Below are 21,833 nucleotides of genomic sequence, written 5' to 3' on the forward strand. Positions count from 1 at the left end.
GCACCACACCCCGACTTGTGTGAATAGAGGCCCTGCGAAACCGCACGGTTCGAAGAAAGGCGCAGTGACATGAGTATCGAACAGTTTTCATCCGGTTCAGTCATCAGCACGGAGAAGGACTGGTTCAAGAGTGCGGTGGTGTATCAGGTCTACCCGCGCAGCTTTGCCGATTCGAACGGTGACGGCGTCGGTGATCTGCGCGGCATCATCAGCAAACTCGACTATCTCCACACCCTTGGCGTGGACGTGGTCTGGCTTTCTCCGGTTTATGCCTCCCCTCAGGATGACAACGGCTACGACATCAGCAACTACCGCGACATCGACCCGATCTTCGGCTCCCTTCAGGACCTGGACAAACTGATTGAGGGCATGCACGCCCGCGGCATGAAACTCGTCATGGACCTGGTAGTCAACCACACCTCGGATGAGCACCCCTGGTTCATCGAATCCCGCTCCAGCAAGGGCAACCCCAAACGCGACTGGTACTGGTGGCGATCCCCACGCCACGGCGCCGAAGCCGGGACACCCGGATCGGAACCGAACAACTGGGGCTCGGCATTTTCCGGCCCGGCCTGGGAATACGACGAACCCACGGCCGAGTACTACATGCACCTGTTCTCGAAAAAGCAGCCGGACCTGAACTGGGAAAACCCACAGGTCCGCGCCGCGGTCTACGAGATGATGAACTGGTGGCTGGACCGGGGCGTGGACGGCTTCCGGATGGACGTGATCAACTTCATCTCCAAGGACCCCGCCCTGCCCGACGGAGTCCGGGCCGAGGACAAGCTCTACGGCGACGGCAGCCCCCATTACATCGGCGGTCCGCGGATGCACGAGTTCCTGCAGGAGATGCATCGGCAGGTCTTCGCCCACCGCAAGGGCCCGCTGCTCACTGTCGGCGAGATGCCGGGCGTGACCGTGGAGGACGCCGCCCTGTTCACAGACCCGGCGCGCCAGGAAGTGGACATGGTCTTCCAGTTCGAGCACATGACGCTGGATCTGGAAGAGGGCGACAAGTGGCAACCCAGGCCGCTGAAACTCAAAGATCTGAAGGCCTCGCTGGGGCGCTGGCAGGACGGCCTGGCCGAAAGGGGCTGGAACAGCCTTTTCTGGGGCAACCACGACTCGGCCCGCGCCGTCTCCCGCTTCGGCGACGACGGCGAATACCGCGAACTGTCCGCCAAGATGCTCGCCGGCGTCCTGCACCTGCACCGCGGGACCCCGTATGTGTACCAGGGCGAGGAACTGGGCATGACCAACATGAGCTTCGGCACGATCGGCGACTACCGCGACATCGAAGTCCACAACCACCACCGCGAAGCCACCACCCATCTGGGCCGCACCGACGCCGATGTCCTCGCAGCCCTCGCACCATTGAACCGGGACAACGCCCGAACACCACTCCAATGGGACGCCACCCGCCACGCAGGCTTCACCACCGACTCGCCCTGGCTCGCGGTCAACCCCAACGCCAACCACATCAACGCCGCCGCCCAGGTCAACGACCCGGACTCCGTGTTCAACTTCTACCGGCGCGTGATCGAACTACGCCACCTGAACCGCGTGATCTCCCACGGGGATTTCACCATGCTCCTGCCCGAGGACGAACACATCTACGCATTCCGCCGCTCCCTGCCCGGGATCGAAATGCTCGTGCTCGGCAACTTCACCGCAAAGGAAAGGACCATAGACGTCGACGATGACTCCTGGGCCCAGGCCGAGCAGGTACTGGGCAACTACCCACCCGAGCCTTCGCTTCGGTTGCGCCCCTGGGAACTCAAAGTGTTCCGCCGCCGCACACTCCGGGTCAATTAAGGGAGCCTCTTGTCCAGTCAGAAAATGCACGACGACGAAGTGCACACCGACGTGGAACTTGTCCGCAGCTTGGTCGCTACTCAGTTCCCGAACTGGGCGGGACTTTCCGTCGAACCAGTCGAGTCTTCCGGTACCGACAACGCCATATATCGGCTTGGCGACGACATGACCGTGCGTCTCCCTCGGATCCACTGGGCCGTCGAGAACGTCGACCGCGAGTTCGAGTGGTTGCCGCGGCTTGCGTCGCATCTGCATGTTAAGGTTCCTGTCCCCCTCGCCAAGGGGCATCCCGGCGAGGGCTTCCCGTGGCCGTGGACGGTCTGCCGGTGGCTGGAAGGGGAGAACCCTGCAGTCGATGCGATAGCCGACCCCGGATCGCTCGCATCCGACCTGGCCGGCTTCGTCTCCGCCATGCGTCGAATCGATCCGACCGACGGACCTCCGGCCGGACGTGGTGTGCCGTTGAAGACGAAAGACGCCGACGCACGCACAGCGATTGGGGTACTTCGAAACATCATCGACACAGACGCCGCCACTGCTGCGTGGGAAGCCGCCCTGCGGGCACCATCCTGGACCGGGTCACCCGTGTGGATACACGGCGATCTGTCACCGGGGAACGTCTTGTGCGCGGATGGGCGGCTCAGCGCCGTCATCGACTTCGGAATAATGGGCGTCGGCGACCCAGCCAGTACCATGACGCGCTTGGCTCCTGTGTCGAACCAGGCTTTGATGTCGAATTCCTGAAACGCCTCCCGGTCCCGATGGGCAAAAGGGATCAGTCCGACCAAGAGCACCATCGGGGTCGAGTCCTGCCATGCGGTGTGGAGGCCGACATGTGCGTTCGCGGCGCCCGGACCGCGGGTGACCATGGCGACGCCGGGTAGCTGGTTCATTTTGCCGTCGGCCTCGGCCATGTACGTGGCGCCGCCTTCATGGCGGCAGACGATGGTTTCGATTGTGGAGGCGTGCAGTCCGTCCAGGACGGCGAGGAAACTTTCGCCGGGGACTACGTGGGCGCGTTTGACTCCGTGAGCAACGAGCGTGTCGACGATGACGTGCCCAGCTGATCTAAGAGGGAGTGCCTGTTCAGAAGTGGCGACCTTGTTCGAGGAAGTGAAAGTTTCCGTCATCTCACGACCGCCTGCATGCTTGAATCGTCCAAACCTGCGGATGCCTCGCAGCTGTGCTCGTGTGTGCTTCGGCAGCAGCTTGCTGTTGCCGGGTGGGTGGAGCCCGATACTTTCATTGATGTTCCTTTTCTGATATAGACCCGATTCAGTGATCCGTGGACGTCAGCTGCTGGTTTCCCAGGCGTTTAACTGGGTCGGGAGTCACCTCGTCTCCAATTCCCGACATGACTTTGGGGGAAGTTTCCAGGAACTGGAAAATGCTGCGGGCGGCAGGCAAGGCCGCCGTCCAAGGCACGTGCTGCCGATCCTCGCAGCAGTCGGCCGTAGCTTTGGAAGCAGGCCGGGACCGACCCCTTTTGTTGAGCGGGGTCGTCCTCCGCAGGGTGCTGATCTGCCGGGAAGTGCGCCGATCCACACTGGTGCTGGTGGCGGAGGGTGTCGTGACCGTCGGCCCTTCGGTGATGAGGTGCCCGTAAGCTGAAGTAAAGTCCGTTATGTTCGCATTGGCTGTGAACGCCCAGACGCACTTCGCTGCTACCCTGCGGAGCTGGCATATGAAGAAGCCGTTTCTCGGTGGCTGTGTTCGCCCTCTTCGGTGGCCCCGAGCAGGGGCTTTCCGTGACCGCGGCGCGGGGACGGAAGATCACCCGACGAGCACGAGACATTGCAGCGCGGACACCGTAAACGCGCCGCGGACCCCCAGTTCCAGGAGGACTACCGGGCCCACCGGACCATGGTCGAGCGGTCCAACGCCTGGCTGCACCTGCGAATCGCCGGCCGGAATTTGAGCAGGCTGCTCAACCTCGGGCTACGGGACAGCAACGGGACCTGGGCCCTGCCTGAACCGGCCGGCCAGCCACCACCCCACGCAGTAACCAGCCACCGCCCCGCGCAACATCCAGCAAGCCCTCACGGGGCCATCATCGCGCGGCCCCCAACAGCCTTCCCGGACGTTGATTGGAAGCCAGCGAACAGCTCATCGCGGCCAGCATCCGCCACCCCACGAGCAAGCAGAGCCAGAGGGCACCGGCAAGACCCTACCAATTCAGCAGACTCCTAGATGAGTAATTCCTATTGCTTGGGGCGGTGGGGAGGCTTTTAAAGTCAGGCGGAGAGTGTTAAACCCGGTATGTGAACCCCGAACTAAACACTCTCCTGACCACACTCTATGTCCTTCTCACCGACCGTGTCCTGCCTGATCTTGGCGTGTCACGGGACCGGCGGCCGGGGCGCAAGCCCAGTTGTGTGTGATCGACTATCTGTAGGCCGTTTCAGCCAGGAATTTGAGCCAAGTTGGTGGCTCGTTTCAGGCCAAAAGAGCGGTAAGAATCAGGCCAGTTTTTCCCGAAATCATGGTTTCGGGGGGCTTGCCTGGATAGAGATCACCGGGTGGCCGGTGCCCTTCCCAGAGTGTCAGGGACATGGGCCCGCCACCCCCAGATAGGTTCCTTACGGCGCTGCCATTGCGAAGCGTGTGCGCCGGAAGGGCTGGAAAGCAGATGACGGTACCCATGTCCGTACAAGAAAATATCAGAAGACTCGATTCCCAGGGAGTCCCGGGCCGCGAGATCGCCCGCAGGCTGGGCGTTAGCCGGTCCTCGGTGACCAAGTACGCCGATCAGGAGAACTACTCCCCGGAACCGCCGGCGCCGCTGGCCCGGCACGGGGCCTCGGTGCTCACCGGGTTCGAGCACATTATCGAAGCGTGGCTCGGCGAGGACCAGCGCCGGAACCGCAAGCAGCGGCCTACGGCCAAACGCGTCTTTGACCGGCTCGTGGATGAGCATGGTTTCACCGGCACGTATTCCCCGGTGCAGCGGTTCGTGAAGAAATGGACGGCCCGCAACAGGATCGCTGATGAAGGTTTTACCGAGTTGGTGTGGCCCGCCGGGACCGCGCAGGTCGACTTCGGTCAGGCAGAGGCCATCATCGCCGGGATCCGGCAGGTCCTGCACCTCCTGGTGGTGACCTTCCCGTTCTCGAACATGCGCTTCGTCCAGGCATACCGCGGCGAGACCGCCGAATGCGTCTGCCACGGTTTGCGGAAGGTCTTCGAGCACATCGGGGCCGCACCGAGGCACATGGTCTTTGACAACGCCACCGGAATCGGACGCCGGGTCGGCACCAAGGTCGTGGAGACGAAGCTGTTCGGCGCGTTCAAGCTTCACTACCGCTCCGAATCCCGCTACTGCACCCCGTACTCGGGTCATGAAAAGGGCAACGTGGAAAACGCGGTCGGGTTCCTGCGCCGTAACCTCATGGTTCCCGAACCCGCGGCCTCCAGCCTGCAGGCCTTGAACGAGGTGCTCATGGCCCGGTGCGATGCGCTGGCCACCACCACGCATTACCGCAAAGGTTTGCCCTTGGGCGAGCTGTTCACCCACGACATCGCATCGTCCCTGGCGTTGCCCGGGGTCGGGTTCGACCCGGTGCGCTACGAATCGCGCAAGGCCGATAAGACCGGGAACCTGCTCATTGACGGGAACACCTACGCCGCCGGGCCATCCTTCCATGGGCGGATGCTCACCGTGGGGCTGCGCCACGACGTGGTGCAGATCCTCGATGAGCACTCCGAGCCGATCCGGTCCTTTGACCGGGTGTTCGGCCGGCAGGCGACAACGATCTTCGACCCCGCGTCCCTGGTTCCGCTGCTGGTGACCAAGCCCGGCGCCTGGAGCCATTCCCCGTTGCGGGCCCTGGTCACCGACCCGGTCCGCGACTGGCTCGATGCCGCGGCGCCCACGGACCGTCGACGCCTGCTCAACGCTGTCGATGCCGCGACCGGGTCCGCCGGTTTCGACGTCGCGATGGCCGCCGCCGACACGCTGATCCGGCGCGGGGACACTCCGGACATGGCAGCCCTGGGGATGCTCGCCCGCCGACTGGCCCACGGCACCGAACCGGCCGCCGCCAACGTGGACTTAAGCGTCTATGACACCTTCACCACCCTGAACACGAGCACCGGAGAAGTCGCATGAATCCGATCACCGTCCAAGACATCCTCGAAGCGGGCAAACATGCCTCACTGACCGGCAGCGTGTTGACCGAATGGGCCGAGAAAGGCACCCCGAAACAGCGCGAATACCTGCACGGGGTGCTGCTGGCCGAACACGAATCCCGGCAGGAATCACGCCGCCAGCGGTTGCTGAAATCCGCGAGGCTACCGGCCATGAAAACACTCACGGGATTCGACTACACCAGTGTCAGGTTCCCCGAGGACTACGGCCGCGAACCCCTCGAATCCCTGGAGTTCATCACCCGGGCCCAGGACCTGGTCCTCTACGGGGATGTCGGCACCGGCAAAACTCACATGGCCACCGCCCTGGTGGCAGCCGCCTGCCGACAAGGCATCCCAGCCCGCTTCTTCACCACCTCCGCCCTGGTCATGATGCTGCGCAGAGCCAAGGACGAGGACCGGCTGGACAAAAAGCTCGCATCCCTGGCCAAAAACCAGCTGATCGCCATTGATGAACTGGGTTATTTGCCGATCGACACCGAAGGAGCCAGGCTCCTGTTCCAAGTCATCGCCGACGGCTACGAAAAACGCAGCCTCATCATCACCACCAACCTCGAATTTTCCCGCTGGGGAACGGTGTTCGGGGACGACAACATGGCCGCGGCCGTCATCGACCGGCTGGTGCACCACGGACGGCTCCTGCAGTTCCGTGGTGAGTCCTACCGGGTCAAAAATGCCCTGATGAAATAACCAAATAGCTGAAATGGCCTGGAAACGTGCCGAGGTGGCCTGATTCTTAGCGCTGAAATGGCCTACTTAAAGTTGACGAAACACACCAGTCTGTCGGATGCGGAGCTGCTCTGCCTGGCGGTGGCGCAGCAACTGCTCGGATACTCCTCCGAAACCAGGTGGATCCGGTACGCCCGGACGCACCTGACCGGCATGTTCCCGTCCATCCCGCAACAGCCGGGCTACAACAAACGGCTCCGGGCGGCCGGGACACTGATTTCGGCGACGATCACGGCCTTGGCCAAAGACACCCCGTCTTGGCATGACGTGCTCCGGCTGGTCGATTCCACCCCGCTGCCCTGCGGGATGTCACGGGAAACCGTCAAACGCAGCGATCTCGCCGGGCATGCCGGCTACGGCTACTGCGCTTCTCATTCCCGCTACTTCTGGGGCTTCCGCCTGTACCTGATCAGCACCCCTGAAGGAATGCCGGTCATCTGGGGCCTGGCGAACCCGAAAATCGGGGAACGCGAAGTCACCCAGGCCCTGCTGGAAAAGGACCATCATCTCGTCCGCGCCGGCCAGGTCATCCTGGGCGACAAAGGCTTCGCCGGCAAAGACTTCGAACGGTTCATCACCGAAGACCTCGGCGCCCACCTCATCAGGCCTGACCGCAAGGACGAGAAGCCACGCTTCGGCAAACTCGGCGGCATCCGGCAATGGATCGAGTCAGTCTTCGATACCCTCAAAGGCCAGCTCAGCCTCGAAGACCACGGCGGGCGCACCCTTGAAGGCGTCAAAGCCCGCGTCGCTGCCCGACTCTTGGCCCTCGCGGCCGGAATCTGGCACAACTGGCGGATCGACGCGCCCCGCAAGCGCTCCCTGATCGCCTACGACCACTGAATCCAATAGGAATTAATCATCTAGCGGCCGGTTCCGTCTACGGCATATTCATCGATGGCGCTGATCTCTTCGGTTGAGAGTTCCGGGGCGCCCAGCGCGGCGACGTTCTGTTCCAGCTGGGCTACTGAGCTTGCGCCGATCAGGGCTGAGGTTACCTGGGGGTGGCGCAGAACCCAGGTCAGGGCCAGCTGGGCCAATGTCTGGCCGCGGCCCCGTGCGATCTCATTCAGCGCCCGGGCACGGGAGAGGTAGGTCTCATCCACCCGGTCTTCGAGGAAGAACTGGCTGCTGGCTGCGCGGGATTCGGCCGGGACGGTGCCCTCGAGATAGCGGTCCGTGAGCAGCCCCTGCGCCAGCGGGGAGAAGACGATGCTACCTGCCCCTACCTCGTCCAGGACGGGAAGGAGCCCGTCTTCAACGTGGCGGTTGAACATGGAGTACCTCGGCTGGTGGATCAGCAGCGGCACCTTGTACTCTGCCAGTGCGGCGGCGGCGGCCCTGGTCTGCTCCGGGGTGTAGTTGGAAATGCCCACGTACAGGGCCTTGCCCTGCTGGACGGCGGTGGCCAGGGCCCCCATGGACTCTTCAAGGGGGGTATCGGAGTCCGGCCGGTGGTGATAGAAAATATCGACGTAGTCCAGGCCCATCCTGTTCAGGCTGGCGTCCAGGGAGGACAGCAGGTACTTCCGGGATCCCCCATCACCGTAGGGGCCGTTGTGCATGGCATGGCCGGCCTTCGTGGAGACAATTATTTCATCCCGGTACGGTTTCAGATCCTGCGCGTAGAGGTGGCCGAAGTTCTGTTCCGCGGATCCGGGTGGCGGACCGTAGTTGTTGGCCAGATCAAAGTGGGTGACGCCAAGGTCGAAGGCGCGGCGAACTATGGCGCGCTGTGTTTCCACGGCGCGGGTATCTCCGAAGTTTTGCCAAAGTCCCAGGGACAGTGCGGGCAGCTTCAACCCGCTGCGTCCGGTGCGGTGGTAGGTCATGGTGTCGTAGCGGCTGGCCGCAGCTACGTAGTCATTGGATGTCATTGGTGGCTCTCTGTTGTCTGGTCGGTGGATTACGTGTGTCGTTGTCTGGTCATGGGAGGGCCGAAAATCTGGCCCAGTGGCTTACTGGGGCTGGCTCGCACGGACCAGTCGGCCGTGAGCATGTCGAACGGACTGATGTCGAGGGGGCTTGTCCGCCGCCGGGCTTTTCCAGGTTGTCGAGACGTTGGAGGATGCTGCTCCGGTCACCTACGCCGTCGAAGTCGGCGAAATTTCGGGATAGATGGGGCACACGACGGGGGGACTGCCACGGGCGGTCCCGGGTGGAAGCTGTCACACCCCGCGGTGTCGTTGTGGTCGTGAAGCCGTTCGGGCAGAATCGGAGAGAAAGAGGCGCGGGATGGGCGGCGCAGGCGGTTATACCGGCAGGTAGTAGCCGACGCCGGCGGGAACATCAGGGGCGGCGGGTTCCCCGCCGGCACCGGTTGAGGTTACTTGCGGCGCGAACAACCACTTCGACAGACCATTTTCGCCCATCCCGTGAAGAGCCGCTAACGATCCGTCGTTCGCCGCCGGTTCCCTAGCCCCCTGGCATGTTGCTGAAGAAACTCAGCGGTTTCCTGACGCGATCCAAAGTCGGAGACTGCTGAGCTAAGGGCGACTACCTGGGCACCGGCAGCCAGGAATTCCCTGGCATTTTCCGTTGACACCCCGCCGGTCGCTACGAATTTCGCCATCGGGAAAGGACCATTCATGGATTTGAACCAGGAGGAACCGAGTTGGGCCGCTGGAAAAGCCTTCATCCAGGTCAATCCGAGGCGCAGGGCAAGCTGAATATCAGACGCAGTGGCAACGCCCGGCATTGTGGGCAGTCCGTTCTCCAATGAAAGCTGCGCGATTTCGACGTCGAGTCCCGGGCTCACGGTGAAACTGGCTCCCGCTTCGGCAGCTTGGCGTACATGCTCGGGGCTGATAACAGTGCCGGCTCCCACAAGCATTCCGCGCGCTCGGCCAGCCTCGACCGAGCTTCTCAGCGCTTCCACGGCCGTCTCATCCTGGATAGGTATTTCCACTGCTACGATTCCCAGGTCCCATGCCGAGGTAGCAAGTTCAACCGTTCGCTCAACGCTATGGCCACGTAAAATCACCATGACCGGGGCGCCAGCAAATAGGTCATCAAACGATGCTTTGAGAAGGGTCATCGAAAATCCTTTGGTAATTCGCGGTTGTATTGGTCAGCGAAGTGTGACGGACGCTGGTTAGCGGATGTCAATCGCTTCCAAACGGCTGCAGCCATTGTTTGCCGGTTCGATTGTCTGGGATCTCTCCGGTGGGCAGAGCAGTGCCCGTTCACTGAGGTTTTACGCATGGCACGAAGTCGCTGGTGCTCCGCAGGGTGCGGGCCGCCAGCATATGGCCGTTGGTCAGTGCTTTTTCTGCTGTACCACCGCTCATACGAGCGGCAAGATATCCCGCAGCAAAGGCGTCACCCGCCCCCACTTCTTCCACAACTTCAATCCGGGGTGACGGGACAAAAACTTCCCCGGCGGAGGAAAATTCCACTGCGCCGACGGATCCGTCCTTGACGATGAGCGTCCCACGGGGGCGAATGTGTTCCAGCACCGACTGAGCCGTAGTCGTGTTCCAAAGTATCTGCGCTTCGTCGCGGCCTACAAAGACGTAATCGGCCGCGCGGGCCAAGGAAAGCAGGACCGGGGCGGCTTCTTCGACCCCCCATATTCCAGGCCGGTAGTTCACATCGAAAGAGAAGGAGGCCGGCGAGTCTCTCAGGCGCGATGCCAACGACTCCATTAGTACCCGGCAGGTGGAGGACAACCCGGCCGTGACGCCGCTGGCATGAACCAGTCGAACTGATTCCAGCGGCAGCGAATCCAATAGACCAGCATGCATATAGGAAGCAGCGGATCCTTTGCGGTAGTAGTGGACCTTTGGAGAAGCCGCTCCCGGATTCTTGAAATAGACGCCGGTCGGAGCCGTCTTGCTGTACGTGACAAATGTCGTGTCTACCCCATGTTTTTCCAGAGTCTCCACTATGCGGACCCCGAGGGGATCACTGCCGAGTACTCCGGCCCATGCCGTGGCGTAGCCGAGCTCGGCCATATACATGGCAACTGTTGACTCCGCACCGCCGGCAGATAATTGAAAAAGCTCGGCTTCGACCAGCGGTGTTGGTTCCGTAGGACTGACGAGAATCATCGTCTCCCCCAAGCACAAAACGTCAAGTGTTTTCAGCACAGTCTCTCTGTTCGTAGCGATACTTCGGTCAAAAGACCTCCGGACAAATGGCGTAGCAGGGTTGTGTGACTGGTGTTGTCAGCCTTTGACGGCGCCGGAGATGAAGCCGGCGGCGACCTGGCGTTGCATGACCAGGAAGAGGACGATGACGGGCAGGATTGTGATCAGGGTGCCGGCGGCCAGCGGGCCTACGTCGATGGACCGGCCGCCGGTGAACTGGTACAGCCCCGTTGTCAGGGGCCGGAATTCACCGCCCGGCAGGTAGAGCAGCGGGATCAGGAAGTTGTTCCAGTTCTGCAGGAACGTGAAGACGCCCAGGGCCGATGCGCCCGAACCGACCAGGGGAAGCATGACCCTGGTGAAAATCTGCCATTCAGAGCATCCGTCGACCCTAGCTGCCTGTTCCAGTTCTGTGGGGAGGTCGGAGAAGAACGCCCGCATGAAGAACGTTCCGAATGAGACGCCTGTGGAGGTCAGGATCAGGATCGCGCCGCCGAGCGTGTCCAGCAGTGCAAGGCCGCGCAGCTGGAAGTACAGCGGGATCATGTAGGTGAAAAAGGGGACCAGCAGGCCCAGCACCACCAGGTAGAACGCCACGGACCGTCCCCGGAAGGGCAGCCGGGCGAAGGTGTATCCGGCCATCGTGGACAGTGCCACGACCAGAAGGGTACTGGGAACGGTAAGCAGCAGGCTGTTGCCCAAATACTCGCCGAAGTGTCCTTCCGTCCAGGCCGTCGTGATGTTCTCCATGGAGAAGGAGGAGAACAGCGCGAACGGGTCCACGCGCACGTCCGCTTCGGTCTTCAGCGCCGTGGAGACGATCAGGATGACGGGGAACAAAGAAATCAGCGCCAGCACGATCAGCAGGGCATGCTTCCCCGCCAGTCCGGCCTTCCGGCGCGGGGTTGTGTCGTTCTCCGCCGGAGCCGGCCGGTCCAGCGCCCCGGCCAGTTGAAGCCTGTCGCGCTCCGATACTGTGATGTCGCTCATGCGCCTGTTCCTTGCAGTGAGAGTCGTCGTTGCAGCCGGTTCAACAGCACCGCGCAGGGAACCGAGAGCGCCGTAATGAGCAGGGCCAGGGTCGTCCCGTAGCTGATGTCGCTGACCTTGAAGGCGCTGCTGTATGCGTAGGTGCCCATCACGTTCGTGGCGTTGGCGGGGCCCCCGCCGGTCATGATGAAGATGATGTCGAAGACGCTGAAGCCGCCGACCAGGGTGATCGTGGTAACCATGAGGAAGACCGGCATGATCTGCGGGAGAATGATGTACCACAGGCGCTGGGCGGCATTTGCGCCATCCAAACGGGAGGCATCGACGAGCTCGGTGTCAACGTTCCGCAGGGCCGACAGGAAAATAATCAGCACGAAACCGGTCGACGCCCAGATCGCTGTCGCCAGCACGGCGTAGAGTGCCGTGTTTGGGTCTCCGAGCCAACCCGTGGCCAGATGACCGAAACCCATGCCCTGAAGTGCCTTGTTCAGCCATCCGTTGAGCGGGTCGTAGATCCAACCCCAGACAATGCCGATCGCGATGCCCGGCAGCACGTAGGGCAGGAAGAACGCCAGGCGATAGAACATATTCCCCCGCCTGACCGACCAAAGAAGCAGTGCCAGGATCAGGCCGATGGCCAGCGGGCCCACGGTGCCGATGACGATCCAGATCGCATTGTTGCTCAGGGCGTGCCAGACCTCGGGATCAGTGAACATCCGGGAGTAGTTATCCAGCCCCACGAAGGAAGGGTTCGGATTAATGCCGTCGAAGTCAACAAACGAATAGTAGATCGCGCTGCCGAGAGGCAGGACAAAGAACACGAGAACCAAAATCATCAGCGGGGTGATGAGGGCGATGCCCAGGCGGGTCTGCGCCCGCCTGGTCACCGCCGGCGTCGTCGACAAGATAGTCGAAGTCATCTCATTTGCTTTCTGCGGCAGACTTCTCGAACGCCGTCTGGAGCTCCTGGGCCACCTGCTCGGACGACTTCTGCCCGGTCAACAACCCCTGGAAACCATCCCACATGACCTTGTTGAAGGACTCAGTGGTCAGGACATCGATGTTGTATCCAAATTCTCCCGTTCCCTTGGTAATTTCGGTCGTCCCTGAAATGACCTGGGCAAAGAGCGGCGAAGCCTTGATTCCGTTGGTATCGACGGGAAACGCCGGAATGGTGTGCAGATTCTCCACCTGCCAGCGGCCTCGTTCTGCTGACTGCAGGTAGTCAAGGAACTTCAACGCTGCGTCGACCTTGGTTGTCTTAGCGGAGACGAAGGTACCGGACCCGAGACCGCCGCTGAAGATGCCTTCGTCGCTCTCGGACGGGAAAGGCATGAAGCCGGCGTCAAAGTTGGCGTTCTTTTCGATGCCCGATACCAGCCAACCGCCGGTCGGGTTCATGGCAGCCTTCCCTGAATAGAACAGGGTGTTGGCAGCGTCGTAAGCAACCGCTGCCGGTGAGGGTGGCAGATACGCACTCTTATTGAGGTCATTCCAGGTCTCGAGCGCGGCAACCACATCCGGGGACGTCCATGGGGTAGTTCCATTAAGCAGATCGCTCATGCCCTTGGACCCGGCCCGGCTGGACAACGCCATGCTCAACAGATGCCCGCCCTGCCATCCCTCCTTATCGCTGACAGCGAATGGAATAATCCCGGCATCCTTGATTTTTGCAGCCGATTTCTTCAAGTCATCGAGATTGCGGGGTTCCGACAATCCGAGTTTCGAGAAGATGTCCTTGTTGTAGAAGACACCTACTTCTTCAACGTTCGCGGGCACACCGAACGTTTTTCCGCTAAACGTAGCCCGGCTCTTAGCGAAATCGTAGATCTTCCAGTCCCGAGTCTTGTACGCGTCGGTCAGATCATAGAGCAGGCCGGCATCCGCCAGGATGCCGGCGAACCCCGGACCAGTCCCGTAGTCGAAAACATCCGGACCATCTCCCGATTGCAGCTGGGTCTGAAGGATGGTTTGAAGATTGTCGTTCGGAAGGACATCCAGCTTGACGCTGATGCCAGACACTTCCTCAAAGTTTTTCATATCGGTCTTGATCAGCTCCAATTGCTCAGTCGTCTCCGGCTGCGCAATCAGATAGCGGATTTCTTTGGCCTTGCCATCACCGCTCGGCGTTGGGGCTGCACCGGTACAAGCGGTGAGGGCGAGGGTCAGTGCCGCAGCGCAGGCCGCAATCGGCAACATCTGGATCTTTTTCATACTGACATCCTTGTCGTGGTTACTATTGTGATCGGTGTGGTTCGTGGGTTCGTCTTAGACGGGCGCGGCCGAGGTCCGTTGTCTGGTTGGCGACAAAGAATTTCCGTCCCGGTGGGTGCGATCAGTGCTGAGCTGTCAGGGTGATAATCCACGATGAGTTCCTGGTCCCGTCCAGAATGAGCCCGTGCTGCATAAGGATCCGGCCTGAACGGGTCCCTTGTTCGGTGACCGAGTAAAGCGCGTCCGGGTCCAGGCCGCGGAGTCGGACACGTACGCTGGCCTCGCCGAAGCGAGCGGGTCGGGCGACAATGATCACTGCTGCCGCTGAGGCGTCCTCGGCCACATACGCGCACGCCAGGGCATCGCGTGAAACCGGGAGCCGGTACAGGAGTCCGTCGGCGATGAGATGCCTTATCCCTTTGTACTGGCGAACCAGTTCCGCGGCTTCCTGCAGCTCGTCGGGACTCCAGAGCCGAAGATCCGCGCTCACGCCAAGAACGCCGTTCATGGCGGTGTGGAATCGTGTGGAGAGGGCCTGGGTTTGTTGCAACAGATCCGAATTTGGACTCTTGGCCGCCGGGTCTGTCACCCAGTGGACCAGTGAACCCACGGGCAGCACATGGGAGGCCGAGCTGATCATGGATGCCCGGTCGTGTGCATCTGTATTGTCGCTGATCCACGTCAGGCTCATCGATGACATGATGCCGAGATCAGAGCGCCCGCCCCCTCCAGAGCAGGACTGCCATGTGACGTGGGGGTATCGTTTGTTGAGGGCGCGGAGCACGGCCATCAAGCCCTCTGCGTGGCTCTGCCGGGTAGACGAACCAGGTACCGTTTGCCCAAGGGGCACGGGGCGGTTCATGTCCCAGACAATGTACGTGCAACCGGAGTCATCGATGACGTGGGACACCTTGTCGATCACCCATGCCTGCACGGCCTCCTGCCCAAGGTCGAGAATGTGCTGATGGCGGTGAGTCTGCCAGAACCGGCCTTCCGTTCCATGGACCCATTCCGGGTGGTTTCGGAAGACTTCGCTCTCTGGTGTGCACATCTCAGGCTCGACCCAGAGCCCCAGTTCCATGTCCAGCTCCCCCAGATCGCGACGCAGCGCCGCCATTCCCTCCGGGAACGCGCGTTCGTCGGGGATCCAGTTACCGAGTCCGCCGTGGTCGTTATCGCGTCCTTGGAACCAGCCGTCATCAATGACGAAGACTTCGGCTCCGAATTCGGCCGCAAGTCTTGCCTGTTCCAGCAACGAGTCATGGTCCACGTCAAACTTCAGAGCAAACCAGGAGTTGTACATGACCGGCAGGGGGCGGCGACGCTCGGACGCAATGACTCCGGTTACATGCTGGTGCCACAGCTGGCTCAGGTGCGCGAATCCTCTCTCCGAATAGACGCCGAGGCTTCGGGGGGTTTCGAGAGTGTCCCCGGGGTCAAGGCGGCATCGCATTTCCTCGTCGGCAACTCCAGGGACGATGTGTAGGCCGTGTTCGTCGCTGAGCTGGGTGGCGATACGCCAGGAACCTGTATGGGCGAGTGCAATCGACCAGACTTCGCCGTGATCCTCGCCGGCCATCTCGTGGACCGCGGTCCAGGGGGTGCCCCTGTGGCCGCTGGTGCCGGTGCGTGATCCGATGCTGCGGGTTCCGTGGACGACGGGGTTGTCTTCGAGCTGGAATTCACCCTGGACATGGCCGTAGAAGTTTCGGACGCTGAAGTCTCGGTACGAGGGCAGTGCCCAGGCTGCCGACGCCGCGCGATCGACGTGGGCGGGGCGCTCCCCTTCGTTATGCAGGCTCATCCAACGAGCCAGGGCGGCGGAGCGCTGGTGTACTGCGTAGTGCAGCTCGACCCGAATGCCGGCCCGTGTGTCGCGCAGCGTTACAGTGAGACGTGTTTCGCCTGAGTCGTCGAGGATTTCATGGCCGGAATACGTCAACAAGAGGCCAGGGGTTCCGTCGCTGTCTGTCATCGCGAGTGACGGTTCATCAAAGCGGAATCCACCCTGCGCGACGATCTCCTCCGTGAAGGCTCTCGGAGCAGACTCGAATCCGCGCCACTGCGCTGCCGGCTGTCGCATGTCAATAGTGTCGGCCGCGTTAGACCACCAGTCCCGCGGATCCGAGGCCAGGGCGACAACGTCGGCTACATCGATGGGCGAGCCCCAGTAGAGGTGTTTCAGATGTACTCCTGCCGGATCCAGTCCGAAGGCATAGGAGAAGTTTTCGTTGCCGAGAAGCCAAGCCTGACATTCGGCAATATATCGAATCGGGGGCAACATCTTTTCCTTCGTTGCTAGGGAGAGTGCTAAGTAGGGACCTCGCTGTGCAGAGTGGTCCATCCATCTTCACTACTTATAGTAGAAGTTGTTAACAATGGGTGTCAATGGTTCTGCCGTGCAGTTTGGAAATCAATAGGTGGCCGGGACCGTAGGGGTTGGGAGTCCCGCTGTTCCGGATAGGTGTTCACCCGAGGCGGATAACTCGATGCTCCATCGAAGACTCTCACCTGCCGGCAGCGTCACCACGTCGTCCGCATCGATGGCTGCTGACAGGGCGTCATGTCCTGCGTTCGCCGGTTCGATAGCCAGCACGCGCTGGCTGGAGAACTCGCCGTTGTCCCAGAGGATGGCCAGGTGCCGCAGATGCTGACCCTGCCATTGCATTCTCAGCATGCTCCCTGCATCCTGGACCGTGACGGCGCCACCGTGGGCCGGTCCTTCCATCCAGACCTTTAGGTGCGAGCCCTTGTTCAATCGCCCGGCCTCGTCCAGAACATCCCTCCAGGCGCGGGGACCTGATGCACCGCGGGGGGAGACAACGTTGCATCCGACCGGGTCTGTGAAAAGGCTTACTTCGGCGTGCCTGCCGACTTGGAACTGGGGGTGCGCCGCCCACAAGAACGGCTGTGGATGATCACCGCGGTTGTGAAGCTCGTAGTCGAGAACAATAGTGTCCCCAAGTGGCCATGCTTCGCGGCTTAGTGTGAGTTGCATGGTCGTAGTGTCCACTGCCAGGTGCAGTCCGTTGGCGTGGCGGGGGCGCCTCCGGAACCAGGGGACCGCCCACACCTCCCCGTGGTCAGGGATGTCGACCCCTCCCAGGCTGCAGGCGTCAATAGTGGGTAGCATTTCGTCCCAGCCGTAGATGTGCCGCCGTGTGAAGCTCGCGCCATAGCCCACGTCCTCCCCCGTCGATTTGGGTTGAACGAGCCACTCCCGTCCGGTGACCCGGTCGATCAGGGAGACTATGCGTCCGCCGCGGCCAGCATCGATGCCAAGTGTCAGTAGCCTGGAGTGGACCCATTCCAGGCCCGGGAGTTCGTTGTCATTGGTCATTTGCTGACTTGATGAGCTCTAGATTCCGTAGCGAATCTTCCGGGCGGACTCGTAGAGTCGATTCTCCTTTCACGGCCGCTGCGAAGTCGCTGAACGCGCCTTCGAAGCCGGCGTCGAAGGGAACGTTCCACAGTGGTTCGAGCCGCTCTGCCTGTCCCTTGGTCTGCCACGTGAGCTGGGCGCGGGGAAGGAAATCCAGGGCCAGACGGCCTTCCGTGCCGATCAGGTTCACGCCAAGACGCCATCCTTCCGGCCAGTCGGTATCGGGGCCGGAAGGGCAATCCGAATATCCGACGGAAATGGTGGCGACGGCGCCGGAGTTGAAAAGGGCCTGTCCCACGGCGGTGTCTTCGGCCCCGAGGCGCGAGGATGACTGTGGCAAGATGGCCTGCAGTTTCTCTATTTGTCCCAGGCACGCCTCGAGCACGTAGACCAGGTGCGGGGCGCCGTCGACCCACGCGCCTCCGCCCGTCGCGTCTTTGTCGAGCCGGAAATCCCAGGGAGCCAGGTCAAGCCATCCTGAGGACCAGGCAGTTGCGCTGGTAACGCGGCCCAGCATTCCGGTCTCTATCACCTCAACAGTTCGCTGCAGGGCAGGATGAAACAGAAGGTTATGGCAGATTGCGAGAACGCGATCCTTGCGGCGGGCGATGTCGCACAACTCGCGTGCCTGAGGGACGGTGCTTGCAATCGGCTTGTCCATGAATACGTGGACGCCCGCATTGAGTGCTTCTTTGGCGAGGCTATGGTGGAGGTTGTGCGGCACCATGATGTCGACCGCATCCACCGGGACGGAGTCCAGTACCTGGGCCAGTGAAGTAAAGGCGCCGGCGCCGAATTCGGCGGCCAGCTGATGTGCCGCTTCGCCCCGCGGGTCCGCGACAGCAATGACGTCCACACCTGGCGTCCGACGCAGCACCGCCGCGTGGGTGGCTGCCACCCGGCCTGCTCCAATTAAAGCGATCCGCAATGGATTTCCTTTCCCGAGCGGCTGAGTCCAACCCGAGAAGCTGTGGCTACCGCAGCCTTCCGGATCACTTTGCGCCCGCAGCGACGAAAGCGTGTACTGGAGACTGCCCCGCCAGCAGGTCAACATCAGTGGCACCGAAAAGGCGGCGCTGGACCAGATGGCCGGCAATCACCGAGGGTACGAGCGAAAGGCCCAGTCCGGGTGAATCTCCCAGTTCCACGTGGCCCTGGCTGGGTCGCGGCTCTCCTTCGAAGAACTGGTGGTAGAAGTTGTATCCGGAGCGTATGCCGTCTTCGGGAAAGACCTCGATCAGGGGGCTGCCGTAGCTGCTGATGATGAGGTGGGCGTTGTGAGCCTGGTTGGAGTGCGGGATGACCGGAATGTCATATGCCTCAGCCAGCGCCCACACTTTGCGCGCTTCTGTGATGCCTCCCATCCGGTTGACGTCCGGCTGCAGAATGTCGACGGCGCCGGCCTTGAGCATGTCGTGGAATCCAGCAAGGGTGAACTCGTGTTCACCTCCGGAAATTGGAACGCCAACCCGGCTGCGGATGTAGGCGTAGCTTTCCCGGTGATCGGGGAGAACCGGTTCTTCGACCCATGCCAGTCCGATATCGTCGAGCATGTTGATCATCGAAATTGCGTATGAGGTGTCCCAGCCCATGTAGGCCTCTGCTGCAATGTCGACGTCGTCGCCGACGGCCTCGCGCACGGTACGGACCAAATCCCGGTTGGCCCGCATGCCGGCGCGCCCGTCTGCCGGTCCGTACCCAAAGCGCATCTTTACTGCGCTGAAGCCACTTGCGATGTGCGCGGAGGCTTCCGCATGGAGGCTCTCGAGATCGTGGCGGGCGTACAGTTCACTGGCGTAGGCTCGCATCCGGGGCCTGACCTTTCCGCCCAGAAGATTGTAGACCGGTTGCCCCAGAAGCTTGCCCTGGATATCCCATAGGGCAATATCGAGTGCACTGATGGCTTCCATTACGATGCCTTTGCGACCCAGGGCAATGGTGTTTCGATAGAGGGTCTGCCAGTTTCGCTCAAGGTCAAATACATCCGCGCCAATCATCAGGTCCGCGAGATGGTGGGCGATCACGCTCATCGCCACCGGAGAGCCTACACCGACAGTGCCAAGACCATAGGTACCGTCCTCAGCGTGGACGGCCACAATGATATTCGTCATTGGATCGCCGTGTTCAGCTCCCGGCTGCCTACGACCAAGCCTGGAGTCTCGGGGATCGTGCAGGATATCCAGCGGCGTCGTGCTCCACCACGAGCGTGGCTGATCGTTTCGGGGCTCGCGCAGGGCAAACAGTTCAATGGCGGCTATTCGCATGGTTCAAGTTCCTCGGTAGTCGGAAAAGTGGTTAGTTGTACCCGGCAAAGAGTGGGGTTACGGCCCGCAACGCCCGGGCGGTAACGAAGAAGCCTTCCGGCTGCCGGTTGAGCAGCCAGGGCTTCGGCGGAGAGCCCGTACCGGGAAGTGGTAATATACAGCTCCGTCAAGGAGTGTCCCGCGAAGGCGACGCTGGTCGGACGCTGGACAGGCACGGGTAGCTGGTACAGCAGGTCCCCTTCAGGGCTGTAGCAACGCACCTCCCAGCCGTCCCACATGGCGATCCAGAGATTTCCCTCTGCATCAACGGTCAGCCCATCCGGCTCACCTGCGGCGTCTGACAGATCGAGAACCGTTCGCTGGCTGCCGAGGATGCCCGTGTCGACGTCATAGTCGTAGCCCTTGATGAGACCAGTGGCGGAGTCCGTGAAGTACATCAAGGTACCGTCTGCATTCCAGTCGATTCCGTTCGGGATGGATACGGGCTCAATGATCTTCTCGACTTGCTGATCGAGATCCAGCCGATAAAGCGCCCCGGCATCAGGTTCTGCTCCATAAGACATGGACCCAGCCAAAAACCTGCCGGCTCCATCACAGGCGCCATCGTTCATCCTCAGCCGGGGCTGGTCCGCTATGACTCCGGATAGGCGATGAAGTCGGCCCTCGTACAGATGCGCGAAGCCGTCCCTGGTGGCCGCTATGAGTCCTCCTGAGGCGTGAGGACTAATTGCCGTGATCTCCGTCTGGAATGCGTCGGATGAATAAATAGTGTCCAAACCCCAGTGGTGGACGATTCCAGCTGTAATATCCACCCAATGCAGCATCGAATCCACGGGATCCCAGGTGGGAGATTCGCCATGAAGACAGATCGGGCCCCCAAGGACCTCAAGCCTGCCCGGTTCGTGGCTGCCAACGACAGGCTCGGTGTGATCAAGGTATTCCAACGTGGAGCGAATCCTTCCTCGCATCATATGGTGACCAAAGCCGTGTAGGCATCCACATGAGCGCACATAGCAACTTAGCAACTTCTACTATATGCTAGAAACAGCCAATCGGAGGTCCAATATGTCAGTTGTTTCTCGTCGCACCCTCACCGACCAGGTGAGTGAGGCGCTGTTGAAGATCATCGTTGACGATGAGATGTCAACAGGAGATCCTCTACCGCCAGCCGGCGAACTGGCAAAGCGCTTTGACGTCAGCACCGTCGTTATCCGCGAAGCGGTCGCACAACTCGCAGGTCGGGGAGCGTTGTCACGCCGCCAGGGACGGGAGCCCGTTGTAGCCTTGCCCGGAGCGGATATTCTGGCCGAAATTCTGACGATGCATGGCCGGCAGGAGAATATACCGCCATCTGACTTTCTGGTATGCCGTGCCGCCCTCGAATTGGAATCCGCGGCACTCGCGGCCCTGAATCTGGGCGAGCACTCCCGGGCATTGGCGCTCGAACCAGCTCTCGCCACCTTGCGGGGCGCCAAAAGACGCGAGGCGATTGTCGAAGCCGACCTTGCGCTCCACCTGGCGATTGCTGAATTGTCCGGCAACCGTGCACTCAAAGTCATTCTGATGAGTCTTGTTGACGTCATCGCCACGGAAATCACTCGGCGCACTCCGGAGGAGAACGAAGAATACCGGTGTGCATCGCTGCGCGATCACGAAGCCATTGTCACGGCGATCGTTTCCGGGGATGCAGCCGCTGCGCGGCGCAGCATGGCTGCACATTTCGACGCCGCCATGCCGGGGTATGCCAACGGCTCTCATTAGATGCTCCTCGGGCGTTCACTGGCAGCAGGTTGCATAGGCGCTCCGAGCACCATCACGGATCCCCTGGTGAGCCGGCAGTGGCCGCGCATTCGCGCCCAGAAAGGCACTGTCGTCCCCCTCTACGGCGGCCATTGGATCGCTGTCCTGTTGGTCATCGATCAGCCGGCCACGATCGGAGCGCTCCCCGTCGCGGTCGCCCCAGCGGCGGTGTCATCGTCGGGTGGCTCTACCCGTGATGAAGCGGCCATCGCCGAAGCTGCCCGGACCATACCGCACGCTGCCCTCCATGACAGCCATGCTCTGCGGCTTCGATGACGACCTGGCCAAACAGGCCACCGCAGAGGATCCGCGGCCTGCTGACCGAGATCTACCGGCACTGGATCCTGTCCTTGGCCCGTGGAGAGACCTGCTGGCTGCGGACCTGACCGACCCCCGGAGCCC

The 21,833-nt window shown here is 61.6% G+C and carries 17 protein-coding genes and 4 pseudogenes; 9 read left to right on the forward strand and 12 right to left on the reverse strand.

Going from position 1 to position 21,833, the window contains the following annotated elements; translation table 11 throughout:
• Positions 1 to 69 precede the first annotated feature (69 nt).
• Positions 70 to 1,815 (forward strand): alpha-glucosidase, encoded by a 1,746-nt coding sequence (locus tag MUN23_RS21935; RefSeq protein WP_248761137.1) that lies wholly within the window; start codon positions 70 to 72, stop codon positions 1,813 to 1,815.
• 165 nt (positions 1,816 to 1,980) lie between these two features.
• On the forward strand, positions 1,981 to 2,559 hold the full coding sequence (locus MUN23_RS21940; protein WP_248764172.1) for an aminoglycoside phosphotransferase family protein: 579 nt from the start codon (positions 1,981 to 1,983) through the stop codon (positions 2,557 to 2,559).
• Here the strand turns inward: MUN23_RS21940 and MUN23_RS21945 are convergent.
• Positions 2,498 to 2,945: pseudogene (locus MUN23_RS21945) on the reverse strand (thiamine pyrophosphate-binding protein); the annotation flags it as partial. The gene MUN23_RS21940 and the pseudogene MUN23_RS21945 overlap by 62 nt on opposite strands.
• Before the next feature lie 1,131 nt (positions 2,946 to 4,076).
• Here MUN23_RS21945 and MUN23_RS21950 point away from each other — a divergent pair.
• The 4 genes and pseudogenes from MUN23_RS21950 to MUN23_RS21965 form a co-directional block, all read left to right on the forward strand.
• Positions 4,077 to 4,187: pseudogene (locus tag MUN23_RS21950) on the forward strand (IS982 family transposase); the annotation flags it as partial.
• Positions 4,188 to 4,456: 269 nt separating this feature from the next.
• Positions 4,457 to 5,923, forward strand: coding sequence for an IS21 family transposase (gene istA, locus MUN23_RS21955; protein WP_248761139.1), 1,467 nt, complete (start codon positions 4,457 to 4,459; stop codon positions 5,921 to 5,923).
• A complete protein-coding gene (istB, locus tag MUN23_RS21960; RefSeq protein ID WP_248761141.1) occupies positions 5,920 to 6,651 on the forward strand; it encodes an IS21-like element helper ATPase IstB in 732 nt (243 codons plus the stop codon). The genes istA and istB overlap by 4 nt, the downstream gene beginning before the upstream one ends.
• A gap of 87 nt (positions 6,652 to 6,738) precedes the next feature.
• Positions 6,739 to 7,533, forward strand: a pseudogene (locus MUN23_RS21965) (IS982 family transposase); the annotation flags it as partial.
• A 20-nt stretch (positions 7,534 to 7,553) separates the two neighbouring features.
• Here MUN23_RS21965 and MUN23_RS21970 read toward each other — a convergent pair.
• The 11 genes from MUN23_RS21970 to MUN23_RS22020 form a co-directional block, all read right to left on the reverse strand.
• A complete protein-coding gene (locus MUN23_RS21970; protein WP_305886574.1) occupies positions 7,554 to 8,567 on the reverse strand; it encodes an aldo/keto reductase in 1,014 nt (337 codons plus the stop codon).
• Positions 8,568 to 9,076: 509 nt separating this feature from the next.
• Entirely contained in the window at positions 9,077 to 9,727 is a 651-nt protein-coding gene (locus MUN23_RS21975) for a bifunctional 4-hydroxy-2-oxoglutarate aldolase/2-dehydro-3-deoxy-phosphogluconate aldolase (RefSeq protein ID WP_248761142.1), read from the reverse strand.
• 148 nt (positions 9,728 to 9,875) lie between these two features.
• A complete protein-coding gene (locus MUN23_RS21980; RefSeq protein ID WP_248761143.1) occupies positions 9,876 to 10,781 on the reverse strand; it encodes a sugar kinase in 906 nt (301 codons plus the stop codon).
• 78 nt (positions 10,782 to 10,859) lie between these two features.
• Positions 10,860 to 11,771, reverse strand: coding sequence for a carbohydrate ABC transporter permease (locus MUN23_RS21985; protein WP_248761144.1), 912 nt, complete (start codon positions 11,769 to 11,771; stop codon positions 10,860 to 10,862).
• On the reverse strand, positions 11,768 to 12,691 hold the full coding sequence (locus MUN23_RS21990; RefSeq protein ID WP_248761145.1) for a carbohydrate ABC transporter permease: 924 nt from the start codon (positions 12,689 to 12,691) through the stop codon (positions 11,768 to 11,770). The genes MUN23_RS21985 and MUN23_RS21990 overlap by 4 nt, the downstream gene beginning before the upstream one ends.
• 1 nt (position 12,692) lies before the next feature.
• Positions 12,693 to 13,985, reverse strand: coding sequence for an ABC transporter substrate-binding protein (locus tag MUN23_RS21995; RefSeq protein ID WP_248761146.1), 1,293 nt, complete (start codon positions 13,983 to 13,985; stop codon positions 12,693 to 12,695).
• Between the two features lie 121 nt (positions 13,986 to 14,106).
• Positions 14,107 to 16,269 carry an alpha-galactosidase gene (locus tag MUN23_RS22000; RefSeq protein WP_248761147.1) on the reverse strand — a complete coding sequence of 721 codons (2,163 nt, stop codon included), beginning with the start codon at positions 16,267 to 16,269 and terminating at the stop codon, positions 14,107 to 14,109.
• Between the two features lie 129 nt (positions 16,270 to 16,398).
• Positions 16,399 to 17,325, reverse strand: a complete 927-nt coding sequence (locus MUN23_RS22005; protein WP_248761149.1) for a hypothetical protein — start codon at positions 17,323 to 17,325, stop codon at positions 16,399 to 16,401.
• The gene (locus tag MUN23_RS22010; protein ID WP_248761151.1) at positions 17,315 to 18,463 is read right to left on the reverse strand and encodes a Gfo/Idh/MocA family protein; all 1,149 of its coding nucleotides are present in this window, start codon (positions 18,461 to 18,463) and stop codon (positions 17,315 to 17,317) included. Before MUN23_RS22010 ends, MUN23_RS22005 begins: the two co-directional genes overlap by 11 nt.
• A complete protein-coding gene (locus tag MUN23_RS22015) occupies positions 18,360 to 19,478 on the reverse strand; it encodes an enolase C-terminal domain-like protein (protein WP_248761163.1) in 1,119 nt (372 codons plus the stop codon). The genes MUN23_RS22010 and MUN23_RS22015 overlap by 104 nt, the downstream gene beginning before the upstream one ends.
• Before the next feature lie 143 nt (positions 19,479 to 19,621).
• Entirely contained in the window at positions 19,622 to 20,500 is an 879-nt protein-coding gene (locus MUN23_RS22020) for an SMP-30/gluconolactonase/LRE family protein (RefSeq protein WP_256468755.1), read from the reverse strand.
• Between MUN23_RS22020 and MUN23_RS23530 the strand changes: the two genes are divergently transcribed.
• The 3 genes and pseudogenes from MUN23_RS23530 to MUN23_RS22030 form a co-directional block, all read left to right on the forward strand.
• On the forward strand, positions 20,489 to 20,623 hold the full coding sequence (locus MUN23_RS23530; RefSeq protein WP_256468757.1) for a hypothetical protein: 135 nt from the start codon (positions 20,489 to 20,491) through the stop codon (positions 20,621 to 20,623). The two genes, MUN23_RS22020 and MUN23_RS23530, sit on opposite strands and share 12 nt — an antisense overlap.
• A 73-nt stretch (positions 20,624 to 20,696) precedes the next feature.
• Positions 20,697 to 21,392 (forward strand): FadR/GntR family transcriptional regulator, encoded by a 696-nt coding sequence (locus MUN23_RS22025; RefSeq protein WP_248761165.1) that lies wholly within the window; start codon positions 20,697 to 20,699, stop codon positions 21,390 to 21,392.
• Between the two features lie 141 nt (positions 21,393 to 21,533).
• Positions 21,534 to 21,789 (forward strand): annotated as a pseudogene (locus MUN23_RS22030) (IS110 family transposase); the annotation flags it as partial.
• Positions 21,790 to 21,833 lie beyond the last annotated feature (44 nt).

Source organism: Pseudarthrobacter sp. SSS035 (genome assembly GCF_023273875.1).
Lineage (GTDB): Bacteria > Actinomycetota > Actinomycetes > Actinomycetales > Micrococcaceae > Arthrobacter.

What these genes read in the sequence shown, in the direction of transcription:
- MUN23_RS21935 (WP_248761137.1), top strand. Translation starts at nt 70, where the DNA reads ATGAGTATCGAACAGTTTTCATCCGGTTCAGTCATCAGCACGGAGAAG.
- MUN23_RS21940 (WP_248764172.1), top strand. Translation starts at nt 1,981, where the DNA reads ATGACCGTGCGTCTCCCTCGGATCCACTGGGCCGTCGAGAACGTCGAC.
- istA (WP_248761139.1), top strand. Translation starts at nt 4,457, where the DNA reads ATGTCCGTACAAGAAAATATCAGAAGACTCGATTCCCAGGGAGTCCCG.
- istB (WP_248761141.1), top strand. Translation starts at nt 5,920, where the DNA reads ATGAATCCGATCACCGTCCAAGACATCCTCGAAGCGGGCAAACATGCC.
- MUN23_RS21970 (WP_305886574.1), bottom strand. Translation starts at nt 8,567, where the DNA reads ATGACATCCAATGACTACGTAGCTGCGGCCAGCCGCTACGACACCATG.
- MUN23_RS21975 (WP_248761142.1), bottom strand. Translation starts at nt 9,727, where the DNA reads ATGACCCTTCTCAAAGCATCGTTTGATGACCTATTTGCTGGCGCCCCG.
- MUN23_RS21985 (WP_248761144.1), bottom strand. Translation starts at nt 11,771, where the DNA reads ATGAGCGACATCACAGTATCGGAGCGCGACAGGCTTCAACTGGCCGGG.
- MUN23_RS21990 (WP_248761145.1), bottom strand. Translation starts at nt 12,691, where the DNA reads ATGACTTCGACTATCTTGTCGACGACGCCGGCGGTGACCAGGCGGGCG.
- MUN23_RS21995 (WP_248761146.1), bottom strand. Translation starts at nt 13,985, where the DNA reads ATGAAAAAGATCCAGATGTTGCCGATTGCGGCCTGCGCTGCGGCACTG.
- MUN23_RS22000 (WP_248761147.1), bottom strand. Translation starts at nt 16,269, where the DNA reads ATGTTGCCCCCGATTCGATATATTGCCGAATGTCAGGCTTGGCTTCTC.
- MUN23_RS22005 (WP_248761149.1), bottom strand. Translation starts at nt 17,325, where the DNA reads ATGACCAATGACAACGAACTCCCGGGCCTGGAATGGGTCCACTCCAGG.
- MUN23_RS22015 (WP_248761163.1), bottom strand. Translation starts at nt 19,478, where the DNA reads ATGACGAATATCATTGTGGCCGTCCACGCTGAGGACGGTACCTATGGT.
- MUN23_RS23530 (WP_256468757.1), top strand. Translation starts at nt 20,489, where the DNA reads ATGAAGACAGATCGGGCCCCCAAGGACCTCAAGCCTGCCCGGTTCGTG.
- MUN23_RS22025 (WP_248761165.1), top strand. Translation starts at nt 20,697, where the DNA reads ATGTCAGTTGTTTCTCGTCGCACCCTCACCGACCAGGTGAGTGAGGCG.